The organism is Actinacidiphila yanglinensis (genome assembly GCF_900107965.1).
GTDB lineage: Bacteria > Actinomycetota > Actinomycetes > Streptomycetales > Streptomycetaceae > Actinacidiphila > Actinacidiphila yanglinensis.
In genome coordinates this window covers 69,892-75,891 of sequence record NZ_FNVU01000033.1, presented here as the reverse complement: position 1 = coordinate 75,891, position 6,000 = coordinate 69,892, and the positions used below count along the sequence as shown (strand labels likewise).

The 6,000-nt window shown below is 71.8% G+C and carries 4 protein-coding genes; 3 read left to right on the top strand and 1 reads right to left on the bottom strand.

Translation table 11 applies throughout. From position 1 onward, the window contains the following. Positions 1-183: 183 nt before the first annotated feature. The 3 genes from C4U44_RS39975 to C4U44_RS39965 all read left to right on the top strand — a co-directional run bounded on the left by C4U44_RS39975 (position 184) and on the right by C4U44_RS39965 (position 4,937). Positions 184-789 (top strand): TetR/AcrR family transcriptional regulator, encoded by a 606-nt coding sequence (locus tag C4U44_RS39975; RefSeq protein WP_407642957.1) that lies wholly within the window; start codon positions 184-186, stop codon positions 787-789. A gap of 84 nt (positions 790-873) precedes the next feature. Then, positions 874-2,418, top strand: a complete 1,545-nt coding sequence (locus tag C4U44_RS39970) for an MFS transporter (protein WP_103891048.1) — start codon at positions 874-876, stop codon at positions 2,416-2,418. Positions 2,419-2,687: 269 nt separating this feature from the next. Beyond that, on the top strand, positions 2,688-4,937 hold the full coding sequence (locus C4U44_RS39965; RefSeq protein WP_103891047.1) for a helix-turn-helix transcriptional regulator: 2,250 nt from the start codon (positions 2,688-2,690) through the stop codon (positions 4,935-4,937). A 99-nt stretch (positions 4,938-5,036) separates the two neighbouring features. Here the strand turns inward: C4U44_RS39965 and C4U44_RS39960 are convergent, their stop codons facing one another. Further along, positions 5,037-5,378: a VOC family protein gene (locus C4U44_RS39960; protein WP_103891046.1), complete on the bottom strand. Its 342-nt coding sequence runs from the start codon at positions 5,376-5,378 to the stop codon at positions 5,037-5,039. Positions 5,379-6,000: the final 622 nt, after the last annotated feature.

Below are 6,000 nucleotides of genomic sequence, written 5' to 3'. Positions count from 1 at the left end.
ATCGCGGGGGCCTCCGCGTCCGACCCGAAGCTGACCAACGTCGCCGGGTACGCCGTTCTCGGCGGAGTCTTCTTCCTCGTCTCGGCGCTGCGCCTCCGCCGCGGCACGAAGCAGGACTGAGGAGTTGCTACCGTGACCGTCGCCGCCGGCAGCGTCGCAGCGGGCGCCGCGAGCCCGACCACCGTGTCGATCACCGAGCCGGGCACCGTGCCGACCGCGGTTCGGGCCCACCGGACCCGCGCGGACGCCCTGCGCAACCGGGAGCGGATCGTCGAGGCGGCCCGCGACATGTTCGTGGAGTACGGCCCCGACGCCCCGCTGGACGAGATCGCCCGCCGCGCGGGCCTCGGCAACGCCACCCTCTACCGGCACTTCGCCGACCGCCGCGCCCTCACGCACGCCGTACTCCTGTCCGTCGTACTCCGCACCGCGCGGCATGCCGAGGCGGCGGCTCGGACGGCCGCGGCCGGCGGCGACCCCCGCGCCGCGCTCTCCCGCTTCGCGCACACCGCCGTGGACGACAGGATCGGCGCCCTGTGCGGACTGTTCGTCAACGGTGACGACAGCCCCTCGGCGGAGATCGCCGCACAGACCGCCCGCCTGGAAGCCGCTGTCGAGGAACTGATGGAACGGGCCAGGAGGGCCGGCGGGCTGCGGTCCGGCGTGACGTTCAAGGACCTGATGCCGGCCCTGTCCCGGCTCGCCCGCCCGCTTCCGGGCATCGATGACTCCGCCAGTGACCTGCACCGCCACCTGCAGCTCTTCCTCGACGGCCTGAAGGCCCCGTAAACGAACCCCGACGACTGAGGGCGCGCGACGCATCGCGCCCCGAGTTCCTTTCCTTGTGCCACGTGTACAGAAGTGGATACCTCCATGTCCCACACCCTCGCGGCGAACGCCGAAAAGGCGCTTCCCGATCCCCGGCGCTGGAAAGCGCTGGTCTTCATCTCGATCGCGCAGCTGATGGTCGTGCTGGACGCGACGATCGTGAACATCGCGCTGCCGAGCGCGCAGCAGGACCTCGGCATCTCCGACGCGAACAAGCAGTGGGTCATCACCGCCTACGCCCTCGCCTTCGGCGGGCTGCTGCTCTTCGGCGGCCGGATCGCCGACCTGTGGGGACGCAAGCGCACCTTTGTCACCGGGCTGATCGGCTTCGCGCTCGCCTCCGCCATCGGCGGCTTCGCGGGCAACGAGGCGATGCTGCTCAGCGCGCGTGCCGCGCAGGGCGCCTTCGGCGCGCTGCTGGCGCCCGCGGCCCTGTCGCTGCTGGCGGTGACCTTCACCGACATCAAGGAGCGGGCCAAGGCGTTCGGCGTCTTCGGCGCGATCGCCGGTGGCGGCGGCGCGGTCGGGCTGCTGCTCGGCGGCGTGCTGACCGAGTACCTGGACTGGCGCTGGACGTTCTTTGCCAACATCCCCTTCGCGGCCGTAGCCGTTCTCGGCGCGTACTTCGTGATCCGCGAGCCCGAGGGCGGGCGGAACCGGTCCCCGCTGGACATCCCCGGCGTGGTGCTCTCCACGCTCGGCCTGGTCTCGCTGGTGTACGGGTTCACCCGCGCCGAGACCAGCGGCTGGTCCGCGGCCTCGACGATCGGCCTCTTCGTCGCCGCGGTCGTGCTGCTGGGCGTCTTCGTGGCGGTCGAGTCCAGGGTCCGCCACGCGCTGCTGCCGATCCGGGTGATCGCCGACCGCAACCGCGGCGGCGCGTACCTCTCGCTCGGCCTGGCGATCATCGGGATATTCGGTGTCTTCCTGTTCCTGACCTACTACCTCCAGGTCATCCGGGGCTACTCCGCGATCAAGACCGGCCTCGCCTTCCTGCCGCTGGTCGTCGCCCTCATCATCGCCTCCACGCAGATCGGCACCAGGCTGGTGAACCGGCTGCCGGCCCGCGCGCTGATGGCACCCGGCTACACGCTCGCGGCGATCGGGATGCTGCTGTTCACCCAGCTCGACGTCGACTCCTCCTACGCGAGCGGGATCCTGCCGGGCCTGGTGCTGCTGGGCCTGGGGCTGGGTACGGCCTTCGCACCGGCGATCGGGCTGTCCACCAACGGGATCGAGCCGCGTGACGCGGGTGTCGCCTCCGCGATGGTCAACACCTCGCAGCAGGTGGGCGGTGCGATCGGTACGGCGCTGCTGAACACGATCGCCGCGACGGCGACCACCGGCTACCTCGCCTCCCACGCGGCAGGCGGGGGAGATGCGAAGCTGCTGCAGGCGCAGGGCCTGGTGCACGGCTACACCCACGCGACCTGGTGGGCGGTCGGCATCGAGGCCGCTGCGGCGCTCATCGCGCTGACCTTCATCACCGCGGGCCGGCCCAGCACCGTGATGGTCGACTCCGGCGCGGACGGGGAGGGTGCGTCCGAGACGGGCTCCGCGCAGGACTCGGTGCCGGTCGTCGGGCACTGACCGCCACCACTCGCCGACCCCCGAGGCCCCGCCCCATCCGGGCGGGGCCTCGCGGCCGTTGGGCGTGGTCCCGCCGGTCGACCCGCGCGGGCAGCGGAACGACGCGAGCGCCGTTTCGGTACCCGCGCCGTTTCGGCACCCACGCCGTTCCGACGTGTGAGACGTGGGAGGAACGCTTGGTCCGATGATGTTAGGTTCGCCCCCGTATCGGTGGAAGTCACTTGCATGCGGCACACACATGCAGGTGAGGGGGCTGCCCGGGAGGCGTCATGGGCACGGACACGTTCGGGCAGCTGCTGCGTGAGGCGCGGCAGCGCGCGCTGATGACGCTGGAGGGCCTCGCCCAGGCATCCGGGGTGAGCGTGCGGGCGATCAGCGACCTGGAGCGCGGCAGGAGCCTGCCGCGGCAAGGCACGCTGGGAGAGGTGCTGGATGCGCTGGAGCTCGGCGAGGACGAGCGGCGCCGGCTGGTCCAGGCGTCGGCACGGCCCGCCGGGCGGGTTCCCCAGCAACTTCCCCCGGACTCGGCCGTCTTCCGCGGACGTGAGGAGGCACTGGCCGCGGTGCACGGCTTCGCCGCGCGGGCCGCCGGGCACGTCGTCATCTCGGCGATCGGCGGCATGGCGGGAGTGGGCAAGACCGCGCTGGCGGTCCACTGGGCCCACCAGGTCGCGGACCGCTTCCCCGACGGTCAGCTGTACGTCAACCTGCGCGGCTTCGACGACTCCGGACCGCCCCTGGAGCCCGGCGAGGCGCTGGGCGGATTCCTGACCGCACTCGGTGTGGCCAGCCAGGACATACCGGGCGGCACCGAACAGCGCAGCATCCTCTTCCGCGAGCAGGCCGCCTCCCGGCGCCTGATCGTCGTACTCGACAACGCGCACAGCGCCGAGCAGGTCAGGCCGCTGCTGCCCGCCTCCGCGGGCTGCCTGACCCTCGTCACCTCCCGCAACCAGCTCTCCGGTCTCGCCGCGACCGAAGCCGCCTGCCTGATCAGCCTGGACGTGTGGAGCCCGGAGGAGGCACTGGCCGGGCTGGCCGCCCGGATCGGCGACGACCGCTGCGCCGCGGAGCCCGAGGCCGCCGCCGAACTGGTGGAACTGTGCGGCCTGCTGCCCCTGGCCGTGGCCGTCGTCGGCGCCCAGCTGAGCGCCACCCCGCGGATGGCGCTGCGGGCGGCGGTGCGCGAACTGCGTGAGTCCCGGCTCGACACCCTCTCCCCCGGGGACCGGAAGGTCGACGTGCGGGCCGTCTTCTCCCGGTCCTACCGGGCCCTCGGTGCCGAGACCCGGCGGTTCTTCCGCTGCCTCTCCCTGCACCCGGGTTCGGCCGTCTCGGCGGAGGCCGCCGCCTCGCTCATGGCGGTGGAGATGCCGCACGCCCGGCGCTGCCTGCGCGAGCTGGTCACGGCCAGCCTGCTGTCGCGTGACGCCTACGGCCGCTACGTCCTGCACGATCTGGTCCGTGCCTACGGCAGCGAACTCGTCGAGGAGTGCGGCGACGACCGGATCGGTGCCGAGACCCGCCTCCTCGACTACCTCCGCCACAACGCCCACGTGCACAACCGGTTCTTCTGGGACTATCCGTCCCGGCTCCCCGACGATCCGCTGCCCGGCGTGGTGCGCACCCCCGCGGACAGCCGCGAGGAGGCCGTGGACTGGTTCCGCCAGGAGGAGGCGACCGTCGCCGCCGCGGTACGTACGCTTCAGGACCCGGCGCTGCAGCGCCAGCGCATGTACATCGCGCTGGAGTGGACGCACTACAACGGTGCCTCGGGGCGGTGGGCCGAGGAGATCGAAGCCCTGCGCGTCGGGCTCGACGCGGCCCTCGCGCTCGACGACCCCGGCGCCGTCACCGACATCTGCTACTGGCTGGCCGTGGCCTCCATCGTCGCAGCGGGAGACACGGCCGAGGCCGACGAGATGGTCGAGCTGATGCTCACCCACCAACCCCGGCTGCCCCCGCAGGACCAGGCCCGTACCGAGCGGCACGTCTCCCAGGTCCGCAACTACCAGCGGCGTCCCGCCGAGGCGCTGCACCACGCACGCGAGGCACTGGCGATCTCCCGCGCCGGCCACCGGCCCGACGAGGTGGCCGTGACGCTCACCCTCGTGGCCTGGCTCCTCGCCCTGCTCGGCGAGTACCGCGAGGCCATCACCACGTGCGAGGAAGCGATCCCCCTGCTGCGCGAGTTCGGGGAGCTCGGGAACGAGGCGGGCGCCTGGGACACCATCGGCTACGCCCAGCAGCGCCTGGGCGATCTCGACGCCGCGATCTCGAACTACCGTACGTCGCTGAGGATCTGCGAGGAGAAGCAACTCGGCGTGGAATGGGCGGAGGTGCTCGACCACCTGGCATCGGCTCTCCTCGAACGAGGCGACACCGAAGAGGCCCGTACGACCTGGCACCGGGCCGCCGACGTGCTCACCTCCCGGCGCGCGGCGCGTGCCGAGGAGATGCGGGCCAAGGCACACGCCGTGCCGCGACCGGAGGCCGACCGGTCGGAGGTGCCGGCCTGACCGTGCGGGACGTCCGGCGCGAGTCCTCCTCCGCGCACGCGCCCCCTCTGCCGGTGGTGCGCGCTCGGCCCGCCCCGACCCTGCCCGGGAGTGCCCGGTTCAGCCCGGGCCGCCGCCGAAGCTGATCTCGTTGCCGTCCGCGTCCTGGTAGGTCACCTTGGTCACGCCGTTGTCGTACGTCTCGCGCCGGGCGGGCTCGACGCCCCGCTGAGCCATCTCGGCGACTCGCGTGTCGAGGTCGTCGACGAAGGCCAGCGCCAGGGCGCTCCCGGCCCGTCTCCGGTCCTCCACGATGTAGACGTAACGGTGTTCGGCGAGCTCCCACACCGCCTCGATGTCGTTCGGCAGGAACGACGGCGGCCCGCCGAAGAACCGCTCGTACCATGACAGCGCCGCCGTGTAATCGCTGACAGGAATGCCGGCGAAGAGATCCAGAGTCATGTCGTACCCCAGGTGGATGGGACAGGTCGCCGGTTCCGACTCCGGCAGCGCCGAAAAATCATCGCCGTCCGCTCGTCGATGACCTGGTCCCCTGCTGCCCTAGTTCCGTCCCCGTCGGTGGACGGGTGGATCACGTCCCGGACATCGTTCCCGGCGACCCGCACCGGTCGGCGATTCAAGCGGCCGGCAGGCCGTGCGGACACCACGGCAGAAGGTCGTCGGATCATACGGAGGAGGCGGCGCATAATTTCAGGCCGGTCCCGGTGCCGAGCGGATACGCTGCGCACGGCTGTTCGTCGTCCAGCGGCCCAGGACACCGCACGCGGGTTCGCCCGATGTGGAAACCCCGGTTCGAATCCGGGCGGATCGCCGCCTTCGAAGCGCCCCTCGGCGGATCACCGCTTGCCGCGTCTTCGGGGCCTGGCGGATCGTCAGGCGGCGCGCTTCCCCCAGGGTGAGCGCAGTTCACACAGCAGCCGAGCGAGGCCACGATGACATCGGTCCCGGCAACGGGAGTTGAAACGTTCAATCGCCTCGGGTGCGGCCACATCGGAACGTACGCCGAAGAAAATCACTGATGATGTGCGTCCCGCGCATTGCCCGGGCCGAAGCGGCGGGTCTA

Coding starts and splice junctions, on each gene's coding strand:
- C4U44_RS39960 (WP_103891046.1), bottom strand. CDS start 5,378: ATGACTCTGGATCTCTTCGCCGGCATTCCTGTCAGCGATTACACGGCG.
- C4U44_RS39970 (WP_103891048.1), top strand. CDS start 874: ATGTCCCACACCCTCGCGGCGAACGCCGAAAAGGCGCTTCCCGATCCC.
- C4U44_RS39965 (WP_103891047.1), top strand. CDS start 2,688: ATGGGCACGGACACGTTCGGGCAGCTGCTGCGTGAGGCGCGGCAGCGC.